The sequence below is a fragment of the Variovorax sp. VaC1 genome, from assembly GCF_043658315.1.
Taxonomy (GTDB): Bacteria; Pseudomonadota; Gammaproteobacteria; order Burkholderiales; family Burkholderiaceae_C; genus Variovorax.
In genome coordinates this window covers 218233-238540 of record NZ_JBIGLT010000005.1, presented here as the reverse complement: position 1 = coordinate 238540, position 20308 = coordinate 218233, and the positions used below count along the sequence as shown (strand labels likewise).

Annotated in this window: 20 protein-coding genes; 5 read left to right on the top strand and 15 right to left on the bottom strand. The window is 63.7% G+C overall.

Annotated features, from left to right (window positions below; all coding sequences use genetic code 11):
• Nucleotides 1-151: 151 nt before the first annotated feature.
• Genes ACGLHS_RS21060 through ACGLHS_RS21035 form a run of 6 tightly spaced genes read right to left on the bottom strand, consistent with a single transcriptional unit; the run spans nucleotide 152 to nucleotide 7062 of the window.
• Nucleotides 152-3682: a pilus assembly protein gene (locus ACGLHS_RS21060; protein ID WP_394482900.1), complete on the bottom strand. Its 3531-nt coding sequence runs from the start codon at nucleotides 3680-3682 to the stop codon at nucleotides 152-154.
• Nucleotides 3683-3711: 29 nt separating this feature from the next.
• Nucleotides 3712-4407 carry a hypothetical protein gene (locus tag ACGLHS_RS21055; protein ID WP_394482898.1) on the bottom strand — a complete coding sequence of 232 codons (696 nt, stop codon included), beginning with the start codon at nucleotides 4405-4407 and terminating at the stop codon, nucleotides 3712-3714.
• Nucleotides 4404-5540, bottom strand: a complete 1137-nt coding sequence (locus ACGLHS_RS21050) for a PilW family protein (protein ID WP_394482896.1) — start codon at nucleotides 5538-5540, stop codon at nucleotides 4404-4406. The genes ACGLHS_RS21055 and ACGLHS_RS21050 overlap by 4 nt, the downstream gene beginning before the upstream one ends.
• Before the next feature lie 3 nt (nucleotides 5541-5543).
• On the bottom strand, nucleotides 5544-5966 hold the full coding sequence (locus ACGLHS_RS21045) for a hypothetical protein (protein ID WP_394482894.1): 423 nt from the start codon (nucleotides 5964-5966) through the stop codon (nucleotides 5544-5546).
• Between the two features lie 56 nt (nucleotides 5967-6022).
• On the bottom strand, nucleotides 6023-6610 hold the full coding sequence (locus tag ACGLHS_RS21040; protein WP_394482892.1) for a GspH/FimT family pseudopilin: 588 nt from the start codon (nucleotides 6608-6610) through the stop codon (nucleotides 6023-6025).
• Entirely contained in the window at nucleotides 6607-7062 is a 456-nt protein-coding gene (locus ACGLHS_RS21035; RefSeq protein WP_394482890.1) for a type IV pilin protein, read from the bottom strand. The genes ACGLHS_RS21040 and ACGLHS_RS21035 overlap by 4 nt, the downstream gene beginning before the upstream one ends.
• A 160-nt stretch (nucleotides 7063-7222) precedes the next feature.
• On the opposite strand from ACGLHS_RS21035, the gene ACGLHS_RS21030 reads away from it, so the two are divergent.
• Nucleotides 7223-8929 carry a PglL family O-oligosaccharyltransferase gene (locus tag ACGLHS_RS21030; RefSeq protein ID WP_394482888.1) on the top strand — a complete coding sequence of 569 codons (1707 nt, stop codon included), beginning with the start codon at nucleotides 7223-7225 and terminating at the stop codon, nucleotides 8927-8929.
• 16 nt (nucleotides 8930-8945) lie between these two features.
• Here ACGLHS_RS21030 and moaC read toward each other — a convergent pair whose 3' ends face one another.
• Nucleotides 8946-9428: a cyclic pyranopterin monophosphate synthase MoaC gene (moaC, locus tag ACGLHS_RS21025; RefSeq protein ID WP_093242614.1), complete on the bottom strand. Its 483-nt coding sequence runs from the start codon at nucleotides 9426-9428 to the stop codon at nucleotides 8946-8948.
• 54 nt (nucleotides 9429-9482) lie between these two features.
• Between moaC and ACGLHS_RS21020 the strand changes: the two genes are divergently transcribed.
• Complete coding sequence (locus ACGLHS_RS21020) at nucleotides 9483-11048, top strand: M48 family metalloprotease (protein WP_394482886.1); 1566 nt, start codon at nucleotides 9483-9485, stop codon at nucleotides 11046-11048.
• 23 nt (nucleotides 11049-11071) lie between these two features.
• On the opposite strand, the gene ACGLHS_RS21015 is transcribed toward ACGLHS_RS21020, so the two are convergent.
• The 3 genes from ACGLHS_RS21015 to ACGLHS_RS21005 all read right to left on the bottom strand — a co-directional run bounded on the left by ACGLHS_RS21015 (nucleotide 11072) and on the right by ACGLHS_RS21005 (nucleotide 12804).
• Nucleotides 11072-11425 carry a phage holin family protein gene (locus ACGLHS_RS21015; RefSeq protein ID WP_394482883.1) on the bottom strand — a complete coding sequence of 118 codons (354 nt, stop codon included), beginning with the start codon at nucleotides 11423-11425 and terminating at the stop codon, nucleotides 11072-11074.
• A gap of 103 nt (nucleotides 11426-11528) precedes the next feature.
• The gene (locus ACGLHS_RS21010) at nucleotides 11529-11993 is read right to left on the bottom strand and encodes a hypothetical protein (protein WP_093242620.1); all 465 of its coding nucleotides are present in this window, start codon (nucleotides 11991-11993) and stop codon (nucleotides 11529-11531) included.
• A gap of 73 nt (nucleotides 11994-12066) precedes the next feature.
• Nucleotides 12067-12804: a TerC family protein gene (locus ACGLHS_RS21005; RefSeq protein WP_394482881.1), complete on the bottom strand. Its 738-nt coding sequence runs from the start codon at nucleotides 12802-12804 to the stop codon at nucleotides 12067-12069.
• 496 nt (nucleotides 12805-13300) lie between these two features.
• Here ACGLHS_RS21005 and ACGLHS_RS21000 point away from each other — a divergent pair, with 496 nt between their 5' ends.
• Both ACGLHS_RS21000 and ACGLHS_RS20995 read left to right on the top strand, forming a co-directional pair.
• Nucleotides 13301-13768, top strand: a complete 468-nt coding sequence (locus ACGLHS_RS21000) for a DUF3717 domain-containing protein (RefSeq protein WP_093243432.1) — start codon at nucleotides 13301-13303, stop codon at nucleotides 13766-13768.
• Nucleotides 13769-13785: 17 nt separating this feature from the next.
• Entirely contained in the window at nucleotides 13786-14091 is a 306-nt protein-coding gene (locus ACGLHS_RS20995) for a putative signal transducing protein (protein WP_394482878.1), read from the top strand.
• Between the two features lie 118 nt (nucleotides 14092-14209).
• Here the strand turns inward: ACGLHS_RS20995 and ACGLHS_RS20990 are convergent, their stop codons facing one another.
• Both ACGLHS_RS20990 and purB read right to left on the bottom strand, forming a co-directional pair.
• Nucleotides 14210-14770: a YaeQ family protein gene (locus ACGLHS_RS20990; RefSeq protein ID WP_093242626.1), complete on the bottom strand. Its 561-nt coding sequence runs from the start codon at nucleotides 14768-14770 to the stop codon at nucleotides 14210-14212.
• Nucleotides 14770-16149, bottom strand: coding sequence for an adenylosuccinate lyase (purB, locus tag ACGLHS_RS20985; RefSeq protein WP_093242628.1), 1380 nt, complete (start codon nucleotides 16147-16149; stop codon nucleotides 14770-14772). The genes ACGLHS_RS20990 and purB overlap by 1 nt, the downstream gene beginning before the upstream one ends.
• Nucleotides 16150-16280: 131 nt before the next feature.
• Here purB and ACGLHS_RS20980 point away from each other — a divergent pair, with 131 nt between their 5' ends.
• Nucleotides 16281-16892 carry a glutathione S-transferase N-terminal domain-containing protein gene (locus ACGLHS_RS20980; protein ID WP_394482875.1) on the top strand — a complete coding sequence of 204 codons (612 nt, stop codon included), beginning with the start codon at nucleotides 16281-16283 and terminating at the stop codon, nucleotides 16890-16892.
• A 32-nt stretch (nucleotides 16893-16924) separates the two neighbouring features.
• Here ACGLHS_RS20980 and ACGLHS_RS20975 read toward each other — a convergent pair whose 3' ends face one another.
• The 3 genes from ACGLHS_RS20975 to ACGLHS_RS20965 are packed head-to-tail and all read right to left on the bottom strand — an operon-like array spanning nucleotide 16925 to nucleotide 20294.
• The gene (locus tag ACGLHS_RS20975) at nucleotides 16925-18139 is read right to left on the bottom strand and encodes a class I SAM-dependent methyltransferase (protein WP_394482873.1); all 1215 of its coding nucleotides are present in this window, start codon (nucleotides 18137-18139) and stop codon (nucleotides 16925-16927) included.
• Nucleotides 18136-18960 carry a DUF1365 domain-containing protein gene (locus ACGLHS_RS20970; RefSeq protein ID WP_394482871.1) on the bottom strand — a complete coding sequence of 275 codons (825 nt, stop codon included), beginning with the start codon at nucleotides 18958-18960 and terminating at the stop codon, nucleotides 18136-18138. The genes ACGLHS_RS20975 and ACGLHS_RS20970 overlap by 4 nt, the downstream gene beginning before the upstream one ends.
• Entirely contained in the window at nucleotides 18957-20294 is a 1338-nt protein-coding gene (locus ACGLHS_RS20965; RefSeq protein ID WP_394482869.1) for an NAD(P)/FAD-dependent oxidoreductase, read from the bottom strand. The genes ACGLHS_RS20970 and ACGLHS_RS20965 overlap by 4 nt, the downstream gene beginning before the upstream one ends.
• Nucleotides 20295-20308 lie beyond the last annotated feature (14 nt).

The window sequence follows — 20308 nt, the reverse complement described above, 5'->3', positions numbered from 1 at the left end:
CGGCAATGGGGATCGCCCGTGTCGATGAAGTCCGTTCATCGCAGATTCACAGGAACGACCGAGCAATCTGAAAATGCCCAATGAGTCTCATCATTGGGCGTCTATCGCCAACGCCGTTTCCTTTATGGGACCTGTGGCAAGGCTGGGGCACTCAGTTCGTGATGACTTCCCGCCACATGATGCGTGTCGGCGTGGTCGAAGACGGCACCGCCACGTCATAGGCCTTGGTCTTTCCATCAGACGTACGCACAAGGATCTTCACCGCCCCATTCGGCAATCCTTCAGGCTGCACACGGCTCGCCAGCACCTTGCCTATGACGCGACTGCTCAGGTTCGGTATGGCCCCGCCGTTGGCGTAATTCAGGAAGTAAAGATTCGAGCTTCCTCCTGGCGAGCAAGGATCGCTTGACGGTATGTTGGTCGTGAAGGCGAGTACACCTTGGAACAGCACGGGGCTCGTGTAAGCACGTTCACCTGCTGGAGTTGTCGCAAAGTCCAACACCCAGCCCTTCTTGGCCGTGAGATCCAGCGGATTGCTGGTCACATTGATGTTTGGATCCGCCAACGTGGCCGTCTGTCGGACAAGCTGCGTGCGCAACGGCGTGATTGTCGGGGTGGCAGACTTGTCATCCAGAAGGCCGTAGAACGACTGCGCCTGCGTTGCATTGGTGTTGGCGCCCGTGGTGCCTGGAATGTCAGTGGTGCCGAGGTATTGACCGGTGCCGACGAAGACCATGCGCTTGTTCTTCACCACACCCAATTCGGGTGCTCCCGTGACGGGTTGGGGATTGCCGCTGCTGTCTACCAGCGTCGCCAACTGCTTGACATTCCAGTTGGTGCTCGACGCATCCGATAGGTCGAAACGCCAGACATTGCCAAGCAGGTCCCCGCCGTACACATAGTCCGCCGTATCGTCGACGCCGGGGTTCGTGAGGAAGGCGCTGATCTTTGCCAGCCCGCTGGGAGCCGCGCTCGTGCCAACGCCGGTGCTCAAGTCTTTGATCAACTTGCCCGTTGCCGTGTCCAAGACAAAGAGATGGCCGGCACCATCACCGCCAGTGTCCGAGCCATTGTTGTAGCCCGAGGTCACCAGCGTGACCCAGCCGGCCGCTTTGGTCTTCACATTGAGCGGCGAGCCATAGGTGTAGCCGACATTCTTGGCGACAGCGCTGGTGGTGCTGGCGTTCGGAAACTCCCACATCACCTTGCTGGCCACGGTGGCATCCGAACTGGCGGAAGGGTCAGTCACATTCAAGGCGTAGTAGCCTCTTCCGCCTTTGGCCAGGCTGCCGACGAGCACCGTGGCCCAGTTGGCGGCAGGAGGCGTGGGCTGGTTGGCGCTGGTATTGCTAAGGTCGACGTCGGTGGCCGTGGGCGTGCCGTCTACGTAGAAGCGGTGCTGAAACAGTGACTGCTGCGTCAGCCCTACCAGTGCACTGGTCGAGGTGTAGCTTGTGGACAGGTTGGTGTCGAACAGGCGACCAGGTACATAGGCCCACAGTTCGTTGCCCGTGCCTGCATCGAAGGCATGGAGCATGCCGTCGTTGGCGCCTTGGTAGACGACCTTGGTGCGATTGGCGGCCGCACCGCCCTTGAAGGTGGCGTAGCCTGCGTCGGTGTAGCCAGAGCGCGGGGCCGATACATAGGTCGGCTCGGCGTTCACTATGTCCCCTAGCACATGCGTACGAGTGCGGTAGGGCTGTGCGCTATTGCTGCCGTTGCCTTCTCCCGTGCGATCGCCCCGCAAATAGGCAATCACAGCGGCTCTGTCGCTCGGGCCGGGGGGGCTGGCCGGTGAATCCAGGCGCGACAACTGGGTGGCGGCGAGGCCCTTGGTGGTGAAGGGCACGCCTGTGCCGCCGTCGAAACTGGCGATGTAGCGCGAGCTGACAGCCTGCTTGTCCAGCAATGACTGGGCGGACCACAGTGGGGTGTCCGCCAGCAAGCCTGTGGTCAGATCAATCGCATAGGCTTGGAGGTCGCCGTACCAGGAACCCGAATTGAAGCTGGAAGCGTAGGCCGTGTTGTCGCCAGACTTTACGTTCGGATTGCTGACGGCCACCGAGGCCGCCGCACCTGTTCGGTTGACGATGTCGTTGAGGATGGAGGCTAGCGCGGTTTGCAGCTTGGCGGGGTCCTTTGTGTTGAAGTACTGGCCGTGGCCATTGAGTGCTGCGTGCCAGAGATCGTCGATGGCGGTGGCGCTGTCGGCTTTCGGTGTTGGCCAGGTGCCTGTGCCGGTTGGCACACTGGAAACCGTGCCCGCAGCGCCTAGGCCAATGGTGTAGGTCACCATGTGTTGCCATGTCGCGGGGTCGAATTTGTTTGCGGCCACCTGGCCTGCGGAAGAGCCTGTGAGGTCGGTGATCCAGTAATTCATCGCCACGTCAGCGAGCGTGTTTGAAGCCTTGCTTCCGTCGTAAAACGGGGCAGGGAATTTTTGCCCCGCTACCAAAGGAACTCCTGCAATGGGATCATTGATCGCGGTTTTGGTGTCCGGGTTCCAATAAACATTGGCGGGCAAGGTCGGAACCGTTGTATCTTGGTCGCCCACCGACGCGCTCGCGTTTCCATTCCAATAGCCGTCCGTTGAAAGAATCGTGTAATTGGGTGTGCAGGCAAGAGGAACCGTGATGGTCCGATCTGTGGACGCTCCACCTGGCATGGTCCCGGTCTTGAAATACTGACCTGCTCGGTCCAAGGCTGGAATCAGCGGCGTGCCGCCGTTCGGGCGAATCGCATAGACCTTGGAATACCAAGTTTGCTTCTGAGCGCTGCCGAAGTCCGCGAGTGGAACGAAATTCGTCGCTTTGGTGTTGTTGTTCGAATTGTTATCGTTGATCGTTGAGAAGCCGACGCGCGACTTGGAATCAAGAACGGAAAAGGCGAGGCCCAATGAAGTTTTTGCGGTTTGGATACGGGTTCGATAATAGGTAAACCAGTTAGCGAAATTCTGTATTTCTTGCGCGTAAGTACAGGTCGCCCCTGTGCCGCAATCTGTACGCGTTGCCGCTTTGGAATAGGTGGACGTAGTGCTCAGTATTTCCACTCGGGTGTAGTTGGTGTCCGAGTCTTGTCCCCAGCTTCCGTCTTCCGTTCCCGTGCCTTTCCATACATAGTAGAAGGCGTAGAGCGCATATGCCGTGGGGTTCCACTTGCTCGAAGAAGTGGCGCAGACGCTGGTATTGAGCGCAAAGGAACTTGGATCGTAAAGTGGCAACGCGGGAACCGTTGAGGGGGCGTAGCACAACTGCGTCAGGTCAACGGTACCTTTGACGCCTCCTGTTGTAGAGAAGGGATCGATTCGCGCGAGTTTGATGGGGCTGCCTCCCATCGATGAGGTGTAGTTAGTCGTTGTCGCAGTACTGTCGTATTTCACAGCCGGCAAGTAAGTGATCGCCGGGTTGTAGTAGAGCTGATTGAAAGTCGGCGAATAGTAGGCGCGCATGTCCTTATTGCCGCTGGTGTACTCATCCGTCGCATCGGTCCCCGTGATCGAACCCCAGACCATACTGCCAGAGTTATCCAGCGTGTACAGGACATTGGGTTTCACGCCGCTTTGCACGACCAAAGGTACATCCGTCAGATCGGTGGCTGCAAAAGCCGCGAAGGGCTGCGCAATCAGCGACACCACCATCATCGCGATGATGCTGCGCTTTGTATTTTTGAGTTCTGAGTACATGGTGATGCTCGTTGTTGATGCCGTCGAATTCAACCGAAAGGCAATTCGATCGTTGTCTGGACAATGCTGACGGTAGAGCGTGGTCCCAGAACGCGAACGGTCACCCGATAGTGAATCGTGGGACGTGTGGGTGGCGGAGGGGTCAGGCTGCCGAAGACGTTGGTGGTCTGCGCATGGCTGTTGTTGTCGCTGCCTGCAGCATCCCCCCCTGCGGAAAACGGCTGGCCAGCCACGCACTTGCTGGTGAGCAAGGTCAAGGGGTCGGTTGTCGTGGGTGCGACGCTGCAAAGCCTGTCGATGACGTACTGCACCCGATAGAGCGATTCATTTCCGTTGCAGACCGTGGCGGCGCCGCTTATGGCGTCGTAGCAGGGCACGTTAGCCCAATTGATCGTGTTGGGAACGCCGTTGGCGTCCACCGTTTGCATAAGCCGGAAGTAGGTGTTGGCGACATCCACATCGTTCGTGGCCAGTGTTGGCAGCGCGTTGAAAGCGCGCTCTGCACCAGTGTCTGCTGCTGCTGTGGCCGCCTCCTTGAATGCCACATTTCCCGAGATCACGCCAGCGGTATCGGTCGACCGCAGCAGTGCCGCGGCCGCCAGCGAAAGAACCAGCACCGCAATCAGTGCGATGAAGACGATGACGCCATCTTGTCTCTTGGCGCGATGGCGGTGTCGCGCAAAGGCATGTCCCTTTGCGGAACGGACGAGGGAAACAGGTGTCATGACAGATTGGCCCAAAGAACGTTGCGAAGAGGCACGACGGTCTCGAACGAGCGGTAGCGGTAGCAGCGCCAATCGGGGTCATTGCTCAGATCGATGGTGGGGCCTCCTGGCCAACTCTCCGGTGCTGTCGTCGTGATCACACAGGCACTGGCGCCGAGCGGGGGCCTCTCCTTTAGTGGGCTCCGAACGACCACTGAGATGCGCACAGCCTTGATACGCTTGCGGTCCAGTACCGCGGGCGCGGCCCAGCTGCCCGTGGCGCTGACCCAGCTGTTGACGACTTGGCTGCCCGCATCGCTGATGCCGTACTGAGCCTTGAAGCCGACGACGTTGTTGGCAATCTGAGCCTGGGTGGTCGAGCTGAAATAGTCTTGCGACATCAGCGAACCAGCGGCAACGTAGTAGCTGCGCTGCATGAGTGAGCCCAGGTCGAAGATGCGCGGGTTCGTGCTGTAACTGGCAGGCCAGCCCTTCGCAGTCATGTAGTTCGCTGGCGGGTTGTAGACGGGCTTCGTGGCCGTGCCCGTTCCAGGGTCGTGCGAAAGGATGACGGTGCCGGGACTGGCCGGATTGGCGACGGATGCTGTGATGCGCGTCAGCGCGCAATTGCCGATGTCGTCCGTCAACGAGACGAAGCCATCGACGGTCGACAACGCAACGCTTGTGGTCGGCTGAAGATTGGATGCGGCTGTGCCGGTGGGGTTGGCCGTGACGTTCTGCAAAAGCGCGTTGCGTACATTGGCGCGCACCGAAGATCCCCAAAGCATTGTGATGCTGTCGGAGGCTCCCGCTGCAGTGCCGCCATCGGTGATTTGCACCGGAGCACCTGGGAAATTGGGCACAGGGCCATTGAGCGTTCCGTCGCTGATGTAGGTGAAGTACGTGGTGCAGGGCATGATGTCCGCGGTCGGAATGCCCCAGCCCGCGGCTCGAAGGTCTCGCTCGATGGTCGAGAGGCTGAAGATGCCGTTTTGCTGGGTGTCCGCGCCGGTGGTGGTTGAGCGCTTGACGCCTTCGAACGTGGACATCACCTGGTAGATGATGAGCGTGACGACAAGGCCGACTGCCATGCCGACAAGAATCTCGACGAGGCCGAATCCTCGCTGGCGCCGGGTGTGTTCGAGTGATGACATGGATCAGCCCTGAATCTGCGTCTTCAGGACGAAGTTGTGAGGGCCGCTGTCTTGCGGGCTTTTCCAGCACAGCGTCACTGTGACAACGTTGTTTGCCTCTACGAGGATTTGCTGTTGGTAGCTGGCTGCGCCGGGCAGTGAGCCCTGGTTGGTCGCATCCTTTAAGCCATTGAGCCAAGTGGTCACGGCTGCGTTAGACGTGCTATTCGATCCTGCGACGCAAACTGCATTGCCCGCATTCAAGGCATAGGTTGGCACATTGAAGCGATCGACCCACATCTGCCCGACGATTTGGTGAGCGAACAGACTGGCCTTTACGCGATAGTCTGCATCGCGCACCGTGCGGATGGCTGTTGCCTGCAAGCCCATGATTCCCAGGATCGCAAAGGAAAAAATCGCGATTGCAACGAGTGCTTCAATCAGCATGACACCGCGCTCTGAATGAGGCCGCGAGTCCACGGCTTGGTGGAGAGGCTTCTGCTTCATGAACAACCTTGAGGATTGGTCGCAAGGGCGAGCAATGGATCACAGAGCCTGACGTCCCCCCCCGGTGCTAGGCTGATCGCCAGCCTGCGTCCACCGCTTGCACCCGTGATATCGATCTGGCGGATAGTGGTCGCAGGGCTCAAGCGCCCTAGCCCTGTGAATGCAATGGTCGCAGGCATGCCCGCTCCTGGATTTGCTGCGGTGGCCCCCACGGCCGTCGCAACTTGGGCGCGAGCCTTGGATGACGGGGAGGTTTCCCTGCGGGTCTGAACTTCTTGATCGAGTGTGGTTGGGGTGTTTGCGGCCGCGGCCATGATCCTCCAGTCCGTCCCACCCGTGACGGCAGCGCCAGTGGATGTGTTGAGCAATCGGAACTCGACATTGCTGTTGCGGCGGATAGCTTCAGCGCGGGCAAGCTGCAGACCATTGATGATTGACTCAGCGGCGGTGCGAATCTGGGCGTTCTGAATGAAGCTCGTGTAGCTCGGATATGCGAATGCGACCAGTAGAGCGAATAGCGCAATGGCCACCATCATTTCAACAAGGGTGAAGCCCTTCATTCGACGGTGCACGATGGAGTTCATGGCTTCCGAAGAACCCAGTAGGCCGGGGTGCCACTGAAGCCCCAGGCGCAACTGGTGCAGGTGGTTGTTTGGTTGTTGCTTTGATCAATGCTGTATGCAAGGCCTTGGACCAAGCCGCCCGTGGTCCCTGTGGCCGTCGCCGAGTAGCCTTGGCCTGAGTTGGTGCAAAGCCAAGTGAACTTATTCAGGGTCGGCGCAGGTACGCCGCACCCGGTACCTGAGCCGTAGTTGCGGTTGTCCTGGTAGTACTGTTCCATCTGAGTTCGGAAGTCAGACAGAGCCCTTGGCGCTTCTTGTGCTTGCCCACGCCGCAGGTAGTCCGTGTAACTCGGATAGGCGATCGATGCCAAGATGGCCACGACGACGACCGTGACCATCAGCTCAATCAGGGTGAAGCCTGCCGAGTAACGCTGGCCCCTGCCGGCTCTCCGCAGTACGGGTTGTTGTTTCATTGAAAAGACACCTTTCGGCCTCAGCAGGCCTGCGCGCCAGACGGTCGGCAACTATTGAAAATGGTTGTCAAAGAATGTCTTCAAATGTGTCTTTTTGCAAAACCACTCGTCTGCCTTCAGTGACCACTCATCGGCCGGACCGGTTGGCACAATGAACGGAATGCCTTCCCATGCCGTACCTCTCGAGGCGTCCGTTTCTTCCGTCAAGGGTGTCGGTGTTGTCCGCGCGGGCCTTGTTGCGCTGCCCTTTCTTTGCCCGCTTGTCGCCGGCCCGTCGGTCAATGCCTGGCAAATGCTGGTGTCGGCGGCGTGTCTTGCCGCCTTGCTGAGCATCAGCACCGCGGCGCCTGTTGCGCGCCGAATCTGTCTTTGGCTGGCAGTGGGAGCAGTCGCCCTGGCGATGTCCGTCCTCGATGGTCCGGGCGTATCCGATGTGCCTGTTTTCCCGGTGCTCGCCGGCGTTGCGGCAGCCGCTTGCCTGGGCGCGGGAATGGCGCGAGACGGAGCCGCCGCGCTGGCGCTGGGACTGCTCGCCGCAGGGCTTGTGAGCGCCGTCCTCGGGGTGCTTCAGTACTACGGCTTCGCCGCCCCGCTGGCTCCTTGGACCACCTCGCCCGAGTTGGGCCAAGCCTATGGCAACCTTCGCCAACGCAATCAGTTCGCCACGTTGATCAGCATGGCACTCGTTGACGCGTTGTGGCTGTATGCCAGCCATGCATCACCACGGATTCGCGTCGGACTCGTGATTTCGGGGCTGCTCCTGCTGATCGCGGCCGCGGCATCAACCTCGCGGACGGGCTTGCTGCAGCTGCTGTCGATCGTGGGCGTGGCGAGCCTGATCGCGTGGCGCGAGCGGCGCAATCTCAATTTGCATGCAGCTCAGCGTCGTCATCTGAGGTTGCCGGCGCCGCTTGCATTGCTGGCAGTCGTCCCGCTCTATTTTGTGATTGCATGGGTACTGCCGCGGCTTGCAGGCACCGGCGTCGAGGGCATGCTCCAGCGTCTGCAAACTGGCGCCCCTGAAGACCACAGCCGACTCATCCTCTGGCGCAACGTGCTCGCCTTGATCGCAGAGCGCCCTTGGACGGGGTGGGGCTGGGGCGAACTGAGCTTTGCGCACTACACGACGCTGTATCAAGGCCCGCGGTTCGTCGAGATTCTCGATAACGCCCACAACCTGCCGTTGCATCTGGCCGTAGAGCTGGGCATACCTGCGGCGGTGCTGATTTGTGGCGGGTTCGTGTGGATGGTGATCGCCGCGCAGCCTTGGCGCGAACGCGACCCGACCCGTCTCATGGCGTGGGGCACGCTCGGCATGATCGTTCTGCACAGCCTGCTTGAATATCCCCTGTGGTACGGGCCGTTCCAACTGGTGTTCGGGTTGTGCCTTGGCATCCTTTGGCCTTCCAGGCTGGAAGGTTCAGCGCTCAGGGCGAAGTGGCGGAAGTTCTCGCTTGTGCAGACGCCTGTCGTGGCTGCAGCCCTGGTGGCCATCGTCTGCTATGCAGGCTGGGACTACACCCGCATCAGCCAGCTCTACCTGCCGCACGACGAGCGGTTGCCGATGTACGCAGACGACACCCTCGCCAAGGCGAAGGGCTCCTGGCTTTTCGCGCGTCAGGTGGACTTTGCCGAGTTGACGCTTACGGCAGTCACACCTGCAAATGCGGCGGCCGTGCACGCGCTTGCCGAACGTGTGCTGCACTTTTCACCCGAGCCACGGGTCATCGTCAAGCTGATCGAAAGCGCTGAAATGCTTGGACATGAGGACGAGGCGCGGTCGCAAGCCGAGCGTTTCCGCATTGCCTTCCCTTCGGACTTCGCCCGATGGCTCGACGACACGCCAGATGCCATGCCGGCGCCATGACTCGATAACCAGGGGCTCACTCCGCCACCCAGCTCCCCGACTTCCCCCCATGCTTCTCCAAAACATGCACATCGGTGATCCGCATCCCCCGGTCTACCGCCTTGCACATGTCGTAGATCGTCAGCAGCGCCACCTGCACCGCCGTCAGCGCCTCCATCTCCACCCCGGTCGGCCCGACGGTCTCGACTGTCGCGGTGCATGCCACCTGCGGGGCTTCCCCGCCCTCGGCCAGGGCAAATGCCACCGCCACCCGCGTCAGGGCCAGCGGGTGGCACAACGGAATCAGATCGCTGGTCTTCTTCGCTGCCTGGATTCCCGCGATCCGCGCGATGCCCAGCACGTCGCCCTTCTTCGCCGTGCCGGACTCGATCAGCGCCAGCGTTGCCGCCTGCATCTCGATGCGGCCGGTGGCCACGGCCACGCGGTGGGTGGCGGGCTTGGCGGCGACGTCGACCATGTGGGCCTGCCCCTGGGCGTCAAAATGGGTGAGAGACTTCATGTGTGAACGTTCGGTTTGGAGATGCATCATAAGAGCCCGAGCCACTGACGAGGAATGCCGCGCTTGACTCCCGATCCCCACAAGAAAAGCCAGCTTACGCCCGTCCTGCGGACGTTGTGCGCTACTTTTTTAATAGCTTCCCAGGTCCTGCTGCCAGCGCCCGCGCTGGCCCAGATGCAGATGCTGCCCGGCATGGGCGACGGGGGCGAGATGACGGCCAGTGCCGAGCGGCACCTCGGCGACCAGATCGCCCGCGAGCTCTACCGCGACACGGACTATGTCGACGACCCGGTGATCGCCGCCTACGTCCAGGAGATCTGGCAACGCCTGCTGGCTGCGGCGCGGGCGCGTGGCGAACTCACGCCCGAGCTCGACGAGCGCTTCGCCTGGACGATTCTTCTCGGGCGCGACCGCAACATCAACGCCTTCGCTTTGCCGGGGGGCTATCTGGGCCTCAACCTGGGCCTCGTGGCGGTCGTGGGCAGCCGCGATGAGCTGGCGACGGTGCTGGGGCACGAGTTGTCGCACGTCACGCAGCGTCATATCGCGCGCATCATGGACAAGCAGGGCAAGCAGTTTCCGCTGATGCTGGCAGGCCTGATCCTCGGGATGATCGCGGCCAGCAAGAGCCGCAACGGCGACGCCGGCCAGGCCATGATCATGGGCAGCCAGGCGTTGTTTGCGCAGAACCAGCTGAACTTCTCGCGCGACATGGAGCGCGAGGCCGATCGCATCGGCTTCGGCGTGATGACGCAGGCGGGCTTTGCACCGCAAGGCGCCGCGGCCATGTTCGAGAAGCTGCAGTACGCCTCGCGCCTGAACGACAACGGCTCCTACCCCTATCTGCGCAGCCATCCGCTGACCACGGAGCGCATCTCCGACATGCAGGGCCGGTTCCAGTTCCGCATGGACGCGGCGCCGCCGGTTCCGCCGGTGATGGACCACGCCATGATCGCTTCGCGCGCCCGCGTGATGACACAGCCGGGCGTGGATGTGTTGCGGCTTTGGATCGACTCCGCGTCGACCGGCGAATTCGCGAAGAGCACGCCGGTGCAGCAGGCTGGCACGCTCTACGCGGCCGCGCTCTCGGCCAAGGAAATGCGCGACTACAAAACGGCGCGCGCGATGGCCGAGCGGCTGGTGACGCTCACCGCTGACGACGCGGCAGCGGCGAAGCAGGCGCGCTGGCTGCGCGCAGAAATTGAACTCGCCGCGGGTGCGGCGCCCAAGGCGGCCGCGCTGCTCGATGCCAAGTCAAAGGAGCGGCCCGAGATGCTGCTCTCGGCCGAAGCCGCGACGGCAATGCACCAGCCTGCGCCGATGATTCCCGTCCTGCGCGACTGGGTGGCGGCGAACCCGCGCGACGCGACGGCGTGGCGCACGCTGGCCAATCTCTATGGTGCGCAGAACGACACGGTGCGCGCGGTGCGTGCCGACGCCGAAGCCAATGTGGCGATCCTCGATTACCCGGCCGCCCGCGACCGCTTCAAGGCAGCGCAGGAGCTGATGCGGCAGTCGGGAAAGTCGGTCGATCACTACGAAGCGTCGATCATCGACACCCGCGCGCGGGCGGTGGATGCGCTGGTGAAGCAGCAGGCTGAAGAGCCGCCGCTGAAGTGAACGAATGACGGAGGCGGCGCAGTTCAGCGCCGCGACAGAAGCCCGCCCAGCGCCGATTCGATGAGCAGCCCCAGCAGCGAATAGAGCAGCGAGCCGATCAGCGCAGCCAGAAAGCCGTTGACGTGGAAGCCGCCGAGCAGCCCCGAGGCAGCCCAGAACAGCAGCGCATTGATCACGAACAGGAACAGCCCGAGCGTGACGATGGTGACCGGCAGCGTCAGCACCACCAGGATGGGCCGCACGATCATGTTGAGCAGGCCGATCACCGCCGCCGCGATCAGCGCGGAGCCGAAGCTGTTGATCTGGACACCGCTGTAGAGATAAGCGACCGCCAGCAGCGCCACGGCGCTGAGCAGCCATTTGATGATGATGCGCATGCGGCGCAGGATACTCCAGAGCCCCCAAAACGACGAGCCCCGGTGCGTTGCCGCACCGGGGCTCGTCGTGAAGGCCCGTGGGCCTGTCTGTCTTGCAGTCTTCTTATTCGGCCAGCTCGTTTGCCAGCACCAGCAGCGCGCCCATGCCCATCACTGCGCCGGGAAAGGCCCAGCCGGTCTGATTCGCGGGCTTCTGGTCGGGCGTCACCGGTTCGAGGTCGACGCCGATCTTCGGGCGGCGCGCATCGACCACGTGGACGGCCGCATGCTCGCGCTTGAGCTGCAGCGTCAGCTCGGCCAGCGGGCCCTTGGCCAGCACCGGCGTCACCTGGCCGCCGTTGCGCTCCAGCAGCGGCAGCATCTGCGCCTGCACCTTGCTGAACCACTTGGCACGCCAGTTCTCGCGTGCACTGTGGCTCACCCACTTGCTGATGCGATGCGTCATGCGCGGCGCGCAGGCCACAAGCACCCAATGGCGCGCCACGACGTTGTTGGCGTCCGGCGCGAGTTCGGCGAACTGCTCACAGGCGTAGGTGACGTCGTCGACATAAAGAATGATCTTTTCCATGGGTGCTCCTTCAGGTAGTTAGAGTGACAGAGACAGGGGTACAGGAAACGTCGGGCGAGCGCTGTGGCGGCGCTCAGCTTTGCGCCGCAGCCGCTGCCGGCTTGTTGCGGGCCGCGACCCACTTGCCGATCACCAGCACGAGCAGTGCACCGCCGATGCCGGCTGCGTACTTGACCAGGTCGGTCTGCGGCGCCTTCGGCACCCAGGTCCAGGCGGCGGGGTTCGCCAGCGCCGGGTCCGACACGGCCATCGTGCCTGCGATCCAGCCCAGCAGCATGCCGCCCAGCGTGATGATCATCGGGAACTTGTCCATCAGCTTGATGACGAGCTGGCTGCCCCAGACGATGATCGGGATGCTCACGAGCAGGCCGAAGATCACGAGCGGCATCTGGTGCTCGGCGCCTGCGCCCTGTGCGGCACCGGCGATGGCGATGACGTTGTCCACGCTCATCACGAGGTCGGCAATGATCACGGTCTTGACCGCGCCCCAGAGCTTGTCGCTGCCGGTGATGTTGCCGTGGGCGTCGTCATGTTCGGGGGCCAGCAGCTTGATGCCGATCCACACCAGCAGGATGGCGCCGACGAGCTTCAGGAACGGAATGGCCAGCAGCGTGAGCGCGAAGAAGATCAGGATCACGCGCAGGATGATGGCGCCCGCGGTGCCCCAAAGAATGCCCTTGGTGCGTTGTGCGGGCGGCAGCTTGCGGCAGGCCAGCGCGATCACGACGGCGTTGTCGCCACCGAGCAGGATGTCGATCATGATGATCTGACCGACAGCGACCCAGAACTCCGGGGTCATGAACAGTTCCATAGATTCCTCTTTGTCTTCGCGCCCCGCCTGTCTCTCCTGGGTGGGACGACGACGAGCAGGCGCATACCGATGCGTTTCGATTCATCCCGCACGGGGCTGGTCGAAAGCGTGGAAATGAAGAAACCGGGGGAAACCGGGGACTCGAGAACGCTTCGACCAAACCTGCACAGGTTCAAATCGAAGGTCTTGCTCGACAGCGCGCGCACCAGTGCACGCACGTTGTCCGACAGGCCGGAAGTGTTTTGCTTCGTATTGACGACCTGGCGATTCACGCTGCCATGGACAGCGCTCGGGAGCTACTCCCCTTCGTGGGCGGAATTAGAGCATCGAAGGCCTTCGCGTGGCAACCGAAAGTTTTCATGAATTCAAAGGGAAATGCCTTGAAGCCCGCATGAATAGGGCGCATGGCGCTCTGTTATTTATAGCGATCAAGGCCCTTTGAGATCACGGGACATTGGCGGACTATGATCGCCGCTCGCTGCTTTTTCCACTCTTCATGGCCGCCATACACATCACCGACATCGAGGCCGCCATCAACCACTGGCGCGAGAAGACTCCCTCGCCCGACGGGGTCACGCTGGGACCCGAATTGCGCGCGCTGGCCGAGGTCTACGCGCTCATGATTTTTCACCACGAGGACGAGGTCGACGAGGTCGGCTTCCCTCCCAAGGCCTGGGCTGCCTGGATGGCCTGGTACGAGAGCACGCCCGACACGCCGTGCATCGCGATCTGCTCCACCAGCCAGGGCGACGACGAATGCAAGGGCTGCGGCCGCAGCTTCGACGAAGTGCAGTTCTGGCCGGCCATGACGCCGGTCGAAAAGCGCGCCACCTGGCGCCGCATCACCATGGAAGACTCGGCCTGGCGCTTCAACCGCTACGCGGAGCGCGCCCGCGAAGCCGAGGCGCCACCGCAGTGGCCCGACGATCCCGCCGAGCCGCTCGGCCCCGACGACACGCCCTGAACGGCAGGCACGACCGCATGCGCCGCCTGGCCCAAGCCCCCAACCTCGCGATCGCAACGCTGTGGGCCCACGCCCTGCGCGAAGAGGGCATCGAAGCCACCGTGCAGCGCGAGTTCCTCGGCGCGGTCATGGGCCAGCTGCCGCCCGACCAGTGCCTGCCTGAAATCTGGATCGACGACGACACCCAGTTCGAGCTGGCCCAGCGCGTGCTGCATGCCGCGCAGCACCGGCCGCAGCGCAGCTGGCAATGCGTGTGCGGCGAGCAGGTCGAAGGCGGCTTCGAGCAGTGCTGGCAGTGCGGCGAGATGATGCCGGCGATCTAGAAAGAGAAAGCCTTCCCTTCGTGAAACACCGAGGAACCGGCTTCGCCGGGCCTCAGGTGTTGCCCCCGGCAGGGGGAAGGAGAAGCGACACGAAGTGCGCGCAGCCTGGGGGCGAGCCCTACTTCCAGCGCAGCAGCTCGATGTCGATGCTGTTCGTGCCGTCGCCCAGGGTCAGCGTGTTTTCCTGGATCGTCGCCTGCAGCTGCATGCTGCGCTGCGCGAGCGCGGCCAGGGCCTGCGAGGCGTCGGTCGGCACGCGGTAGACCTTCAGGTTCTGCGGCCGCGTGAGCTTGTTCTCGATGCCGCGCCACCAGATTTCGGCGGCGTGGTTGAAGCAATAGACGATCACTTCGTCGGCCTTGCCGCAGGCCTTGATGATCGGCTTGTCTTCGGGCTGGCCGACCTCGATCCAGATCTTGACCTCGCCCGTGAAGTCGCGCAGCCACACGTCGGGCTCGTCGACGTTCGACAGGCCCGCGCCAAAGGCCAACGTGCCGTCGCCGTTGCACAGGTCCTGCAGCTGGTGCGCGTTCAGCGCGAGCGCCACCAGCCGGATCATCATCCGCTCGTCGGTTTCGCTCGGGTGGCGCGCCAGGGTCAGCGCATGGTCGGCGTAGTAGCCGTGGTCGATGTCGGCCACCGCGAGGGTGGCCTTGAAGATGGTGGATTTGAGAGCCATCAGACGCGCGTGGCCAGCTCGGCAGCCTTGCCGACGTAGCTGGCTGGCGTCATCGCCAGGAGGCGGGTTTTTTCCTCTTCCGGAATGTCGAGCGAGCGGATCAGTCCATGCAGCGCCTCGGCCGTGACGGTCTTGCCGCGCGTCACTTCCTTGAGCTGCTCGTAGGCGCCCTGCACGCCGAAGCGGCGCATGACGGTCTGGATCGGCTCGGCCAGCACTTCCCACGAGGCATCGAGGTCTTCGGCCAGCGCTTCTTCGTTGAGTTCGAGCTTGCCCAGGCCGGTGGCCAGGCTCGCGTAGGCCAGCGTGGCGTAGCCGAAGGCCACGCCGATGTTGCGCAGCACCGTGCTGTCGGTCAGGTCGCGCTGCCAGCGGCTGATGGGGAGCTTCTCGCTCAGGTGACGCAGCAGTGCGTTGGCCAGGCCCAGGTTGCCTTCGGCGTTCTCGAAGTCGATCGGGTTGACCTTGTGCGGCATCGTCGAGGAGCCGATCTCGCCCTTCTTCAGCCGCTGCTTGAAGTAACCCAGGCTCACGTAGCCCCAGATGTCGCGCGAGAAGTCGATCAGGATGGTGTCGGCGCGCGCCACGGCGTCGAACAGCTCGGCCATGTAGTCGTGCGGCTCGATCTGGATGCTGTACGGCTGGAAGCTCAGGCCCAGGCCCAGCGGCGCGGGCGTCTCGATGACCTTGCGGCTGAAGGCTTCCCAGTCGAACTCGGGCCAGGCCGCCAGGTGGGCGTTGTAGTTGCCGACCGCGCCGTTCATCTTGCCCAGCAGCTGCACCGAGGCAATCTGCGCGCGGGCCTTCGACAGGCGCACCGCCACGTTGGCGATTTCCTTGCCGACGGTGGTCGGGCTGGCCGTCTGGCCGTGGGTGCGCGACAGCATCGACACATTGGCGAACTGGTGCGCCATTTCGCGCAGCTTGGCGATCAGGCCGTCGATGGCCGGCAGCAGCACCTTTTCGCGGGCGGCCTGGATCTGCAGGGCGTGGCTGGTGTTGTTGATGTCTTCGCTGGTGCAGGCAAAGTGCACGAACTCGGCGGCGGCCAACAGCTCGGGCCGGGCTTCGAACTTGGACTTGATCCAGTATTCGACGGCCTTCACGTCGTGGTTGGTGGTCTTCTCGATCTCCTTGATGGCCAGTGCGTCGGCCTCGGAGAAGTGGGACACCAGGCCCAGCAGGTACTTGCGGGCACCGCCGGTGAGGGGCTTGAATTCGGCGAAGCCGCAGTCCGACAGCGCAATGAACCACGCCACTTCGACCTGCACGCGCCGGTGCATATAGCCCTGTTCGCTCATCAGCGGTCGCAGGGCCGCGAGTTTGGTCGCGTAGCGACCGTCGAGGGGGGAGAGGGCGGAAACGGTGGAAAAGCTCATGCCCGAATTTTAGGCGGCCGCCGGTCCGTGGGGCGGCCCCGACACATTGGGGTCGATCCGGGCCTCTGGTTTTCCCGTTCACCTAAAATGATTATGAACAAATGTTGTCAAAGCAAAGGGAGAGAGCCTTCATGAAACTGATCGGATCGGCCGCCAGCCCTTATGTGCGCAAGGTGCGCGTGGTGCTGGCCGAAAAGCGGCTCGATTACCAGTTCGTGATCGAAGACGTCTGGTCTGCCGACACCACCATCGCCAGTTCCAACCCGCTGGGGAAGGTGCCCTGCCTGATCATGGAAGGCGGCGAGGCGATGTTCGACTCCCGCGTGATCGTCGAATACCTGGACACCCTGTCGCCCGTGGGCAAGCTCATTCCGCAGCAAAGCCGCGAGCGCGCCGAGGTCAAGACCTGGGAAGCGCTGGCCGATGGCGTGATGGACGCCGGCGTGCTCTGGCGCCTCGAAGCCACCTGGCCCGGCCGTGGCGACGGCGAGCGCAGCGCCGCCTGGATCGAACGCCAGCGCACCAAGGTCGAGGACGGCGTGGCCGCCATGTCCAAGGGCCTGGGCGACAAGCCCTTTTGCAGCGGCATCCACCTGAGCCTGTCGGACATCGCCGTGGGCTGCACGCTGGGTTGGCTCGACCTTCGCTTTCCCGACATCGACTGGCGCGGCGAGCATGCGAACCTCGCGAAGCTCTACGACAAGCTGATGCTGCGGCCCAGCTTCATCGACACCAAGCCCTGATGAAAAGGCGCCGCAAGGCGCTTTTTCTTTTTTCAGCGCTTGCGCAGCGTGTACTGCACCACGTCGATGTTGGCCTGCGAGAACGCGGCCTCGCAGTAGGCTAGGTAGAACTCCCAGATGCGCATGAAGCGCTCGTCGAAGCCGAGCTGCAGGATCTGGCCGCGCTGCGAAAGAAAGCTCTCGCGCCAGCGGCGCAGCGTCTCGGCGTAGTCGGCACCGAAGGCGAATTCGTCCACCATCTCCAGCCCCGCGGCCTCGGCCTCGCGGCGGAATTCGCGCGGGCACGGCAGGCAACCGCCCGGAAAGATGTACTGCTGGATGAAATCGGTCGAATCGATGTAGCGGTCGAACAGCTCGTCGTCGATCACGATGCTCTGCACGCAGGCGCGGCCGCCCGGCTTGAGCAGCCGGCTCACGCTGGCGAAGTAGGTCGGCCAGTATTCGCGGCCCACGGCTTCCACCATCTCGATGGAGCAGACGGCATCGAACGGGGCGTCGTCTATGTCGCGGTAGTCCTGCAGGCGCAGGTCGGTCTTCAGGCCCGCCGTGCGTTGGCGGGCAAACGCCAGCTGTTCGGTCGAGAGCGTCACGCCGGTCACCGAGGCGCCGAAGTCGGTGGCCGCCATCTCGGCCAGCGCGCCCCAGCCGCAGCCGATTTCGAGCACGCGGTCGCCGGGCTTCACGGCCGCCAGTTCGAGCGCGCGGCGCACCTTGGCGCGCTGCGCCTCGGGCATTGGCTTGTCGAGCTGGCCTTCGAACCAGGCCGATGAATAGTTCATCGTCTCGTCGAGCCAGAGCGCGTAGAACGCATTGCCCAGGTCGTAGTGCGCGTGGATGTTGCGCGAGCTGCCGGCCTTGCTGTTGCGGTTCATGAGGTGCCGCACGCGGTAGAGCACGCGGCCGAACCAGTTGCCGTAGACCACGTCCTCGATGGCGCGGCGGTTGGCGATGAACACCTTGATCAGCTCGGTGAGGTTGGGCGTGGTCCAGTCGCCTGCGATGTAGCTTTCGGCAAAGCCGATGTCGCCCGACTTGAGCGCGGCCTTGCAGGCGTTCCAGTTGCGCAGCGTGAGCGAGGCCGTCGGGCCGCTGCCCGGCGTGGCGCCGAAGTGCCGCACCGAGTCGTCGGGCAGGCGCACGGTGAGCGAGCCATACGCCAGCCGCTGCAGCAGGCCGAGCACGGTGCGCGCGGCGGCCGGCGCGTCTTGCGGCAGCGAGAAGCGGGACGCGGTGGTGGTGGACGTCATGGAAGTACCTTCGTGCTGCGTACGGCGGCGTGAACTTGCTGCGGGTTGCCGCGTGAAACGAAGTGCGTGGGCGGCGCGGGCTTGGCAACGAAGGGCACGCGCTTGAGCCACAGCTTCGCGGCCTGCCAGTGGATGCGGGCGATCAGCCCGAAGGTCATCGCGGGGTAGCGCCACAGCGCGCACCGCACGCTGGCCGCGGTCATGGGCACGAGATCGCCGTTCACGCTGGTCTGCAGCAGCGGGCCGTCGGTGTCGTCGTGGTCGATGCGCACCATGGTGCGCGTGAAGTCGGCATCGACGAAGAAGCGGAAGCGGTAGTCGCCGCTGACCTGACAGAACGGCGAGACATGAAAGGCCTTGGTTGCCTTGAGTTCCACGCCGTACACGGGCCGGTCGAGCAGGTAGCAGTGGCGTTCGCCGAAGGTGTTGTTGACCTCGACCACGATCGCCCGCAGTGCGCCTTCGGGCGTGTGGCAGTACCAGAAGCTCACCGGCTTGAAGGTGTAGCCGAACACGCGCGGGTAGCAGTGCAGCCAGGCTTCGCCGCCGGCGTCGTGGATCTGGTGGGCGGCCAGCAGCTCGTCGAGCCAGGCCAGCGCGCCGCCCTGTGCGGGCGTGCGGCCGTCGCCGTGGTCGATGTCGAAGAACGAGAGCGCGGCGCGGCGGTTGAGGGCGAGCGTGCCGCTGCCGCGCGCGCGCAGGGTGCGCATCGGCAGCATCAGGAAGTAGGTCGGGTAGACGAAGGCGTTGCGTGCCGGGCGCAGGCGTGTGTGGCGGACTTCCCCGAAGCCCATCAGCGGCACGGCCTGCGCGGGTGTCATGGCGCGTGCCTCGTGGCGCCGTCGCCGGGCGTGGTCGACAGGCGGGCCCGCAGGCCCTGGGCCGCGGCCAGCCCGGCCTTCAGGCCGTCTTCGTGAAAGCCGTAGCCCATCCACGCGCCCGCGAACCAGGTGTTGCGCTGGCCTTGCAAGGCGGGCACCTCGGCCTGCGCGCGGATCGCGGCAAGGTCGAGCACCGGGTGGTCGTAGTCGTATTCGGCCATGACCTGACTACGCTGGATCTCGCGGACCGGATTCAACGAAACGACGACCGGTTGTTCCCAGGGCAGCGGCTGCAGCTTGTTCAGCAGGTAGTGTAGGCACACGCGGCCCGATTCGCGGTCGCCGGCGGCCGCGCGCTCGTAGTTCCAGGCGGCCCAGGCCGAACGGCGCTGCGGCAGCACACCAGCGTCGGTGTGGAGCACGGCGTGGTTCGCCTGGTAGCGGATCGCACCCAGCACCGCGGCCTCGGTCGGGCTGGCGTCGCCGAGCATGGCGAGCGACTGGTCGGAATGGGTGGCGAGCACCACGTGGTCGAAATGCTCGGTGCCGGCATCGGTGGCTAGCTGCACGCCGTTGTCGCTGCGCGTGATGCGGCGCACGGGTGTGTTCAGGCGCTTGTCGGCCAGGGTGGCGACGAGCTTCTCGACATAGTGGCGTGAGCCGCCGCGCACCGTGCGCCACTGCGGCCGGTTGGCGATCTGGATCAGGCCGTGGTTGTGGCAGAAGCGGATCATGGTCGCGACCGGGAACGCCAGCATCTGCGTGGTCGAGCAGCTCCAGATGCAGCCCATCATCGGCAGGAAGTACCAGTCGCGGAATGCCGTGCCGAAGCGATGGGCGTCGAGGAACTCGCCGAGCGGCTGGGCCAGTTCACCTTCTGTTCCGGCCTGCGCGATGCGCGTGGTCAGGCGGTTGAAGCGCAACAGGTCGCGCAGCATGCCGAGGAACCGGCCGTCGAGCAGGTTGCGCCGCTGGGCGAACACGGTGCCCAGGTTGTTGCCGCTCCACTCGAGGGGCGCGCCGTCGTCGCGCGTGGCCTGGACCGAGAACGACATTTCCGACAGCGCGGTGTCGATGCCCAATTCCGAGAAGAGGCGGATCAGATGGGGGTAGGTGCGGTCGTTGTAGACCAGGAAGCCGGTGTCGACACCATGCCCGATGCGGGTGCTGTCGATGGCGGAGCGTGGAAGCTCGATCGTTGCTGTATGCGCGTGGCCACCGAAGTAGTCACTGGCTTCGAAGAGAGTGAGAGGGCCGATGTCGCGCAGCGAATGCGCGGCGGCCAGTCCCGAGATGCCGGCGCCGATGACGGCGATGCGAGGAGGCTGCGTCATTGCGCGGCCCTCGC

Bases quoted from the DNA above. Each gene is read 5' to 3' on its own strand.
- ACGLHS_RS21060 (WP_394482900.1), bottom strand. From the start codon at position 3,682: ATGTACTCAGAACTCAAAAATACAAAGCGCAGCATCATCGCGATGATG.
- ACGLHS_RS21055 (WP_394482898.1), bottom strand. From the start codon at position 4,407: ATGACACCTGTTTCCCTCGTCCGTTCCGCAAAGGGACATGCCTTTGCG.
- ACGLHS_RS21050 (WP_394482896.1), bottom strand. From the start codon at position 5,540: ATGTCATCACTCGAACACACCCGGCGCCAGCGAGGATTCGGCCTCGTC.
- ACGLHS_RS21045 (WP_394482894.1), bottom strand. From the start codon at position 5,966: ATGCTGATTGAAGCACTCGTTGCAATCGCGATTTTTTCCTTTGCGATC.
- ACGLHS_RS21040 (WP_394482892.1), bottom strand. From the start codon at position 6,610: ATGAACTCCATCGTGCACCGTCGAATGAAGGGCTTCACCCTTGTTGAA.
- ACGLHS_RS21035 (WP_394482890.1), bottom strand. From the start codon at position 7,062: ATGAAACAACAACCCGTACTGCGGAGAGCCGGCAGGGGCCAGCGTTAC.
- ACGLHS_RS21030 (WP_394482888.1), top strand. From the start codon at position 7,223: ATGCCTTCCCATGCCGTACCTCTCGAGGCGTCCGTTTCTTCCGTCAAG.
- moaC (WP_093242614.1), bottom strand. From the start codon at position 9,428: ATGAAGTCTCTCACCCATTTTGACGCCCAGGGGCAGGCCCACATGGTC.
- ACGLHS_RS21020 (WP_394482886.1), top strand. From the start codon at position 9,483: ATGCCGCGCTTGACTCCCGATCCCCACAAGAAAAGCCAGCTTACGCCC.
- ACGLHS_RS21015 (WP_394482883.1), bottom strand. From the start codon at position 11,425: ATGCGCATCATCATCAAATGGCTGCTCAGCGCCGTGGCGCTGCTGGCG.
- ACGLHS_RS21010 (WP_093242620.1), bottom strand. From the start codon at position 11,993: ATGGAAAAGATCATTCTTTATGTCGACGACGTCACCTACGCCTGTGAG.
- ACGLHS_RS21005 (WP_394482881.1), bottom strand. From the start codon at position 12,804: ATGGAACTGTTCATGACCCCGGAGTTCTGGGTCGCTGTCGGTCAGATC.
- ACGLHS_RS21000 (WP_093243432.1), top strand. From the start codon at position 13,301: ATGGCCGCCATACACATCACCGACATCGAGGCCGCCATCAACCACTGG.
- ACGLHS_RS20995 (WP_394482878.1), top strand. From the start codon at position 13,786: ATGCGCCGCCTGGCCCAAGCCCCCAACCTCGCGATCGCAACGCTGTGG.
- ACGLHS_RS20990 (WP_093242626.1), bottom strand. From the start codon at position 14,770: ATGGCTCTCAAATCCACCATCTTCAAGGCCACCCTCGCGGTGGCCGAC.
- purB (WP_093242628.1), bottom strand. From the start codon at position 16,149: ATGAGCTTTTCCACCGTTTCCGCCCTCTCCCCCCTCGACGGTCGCTAC.
- ACGLHS_RS20980 (WP_394482875.1), top strand. From the start codon at position 16,281: ATGAAACTGATCGGATCGGCCGCCAGCCCTTATGTGCGCAAGGTGCGC.
- ACGLHS_RS20975 (WP_394482873.1), bottom strand. From the start codon at position 18,139: ATGACGTCCACCACCACCGCGTCCCGCTTCTCGCTGCCGCAAGACGCG.
- ACGLHS_RS20970 (WP_394482871.1), bottom strand. From the start codon at position 18,960: ATGACACCCGCGCAGGCCGTGCCGCTGATGGGCTTCGGGGAAGTCCGC.
- ACGLHS_RS20965 (WP_394482869.1), bottom strand. From the start codon at position 20,294: ATGACGCAGCCTCCTCGCATCGCCGTCATCGGCGCCGGCATCTCGGGA.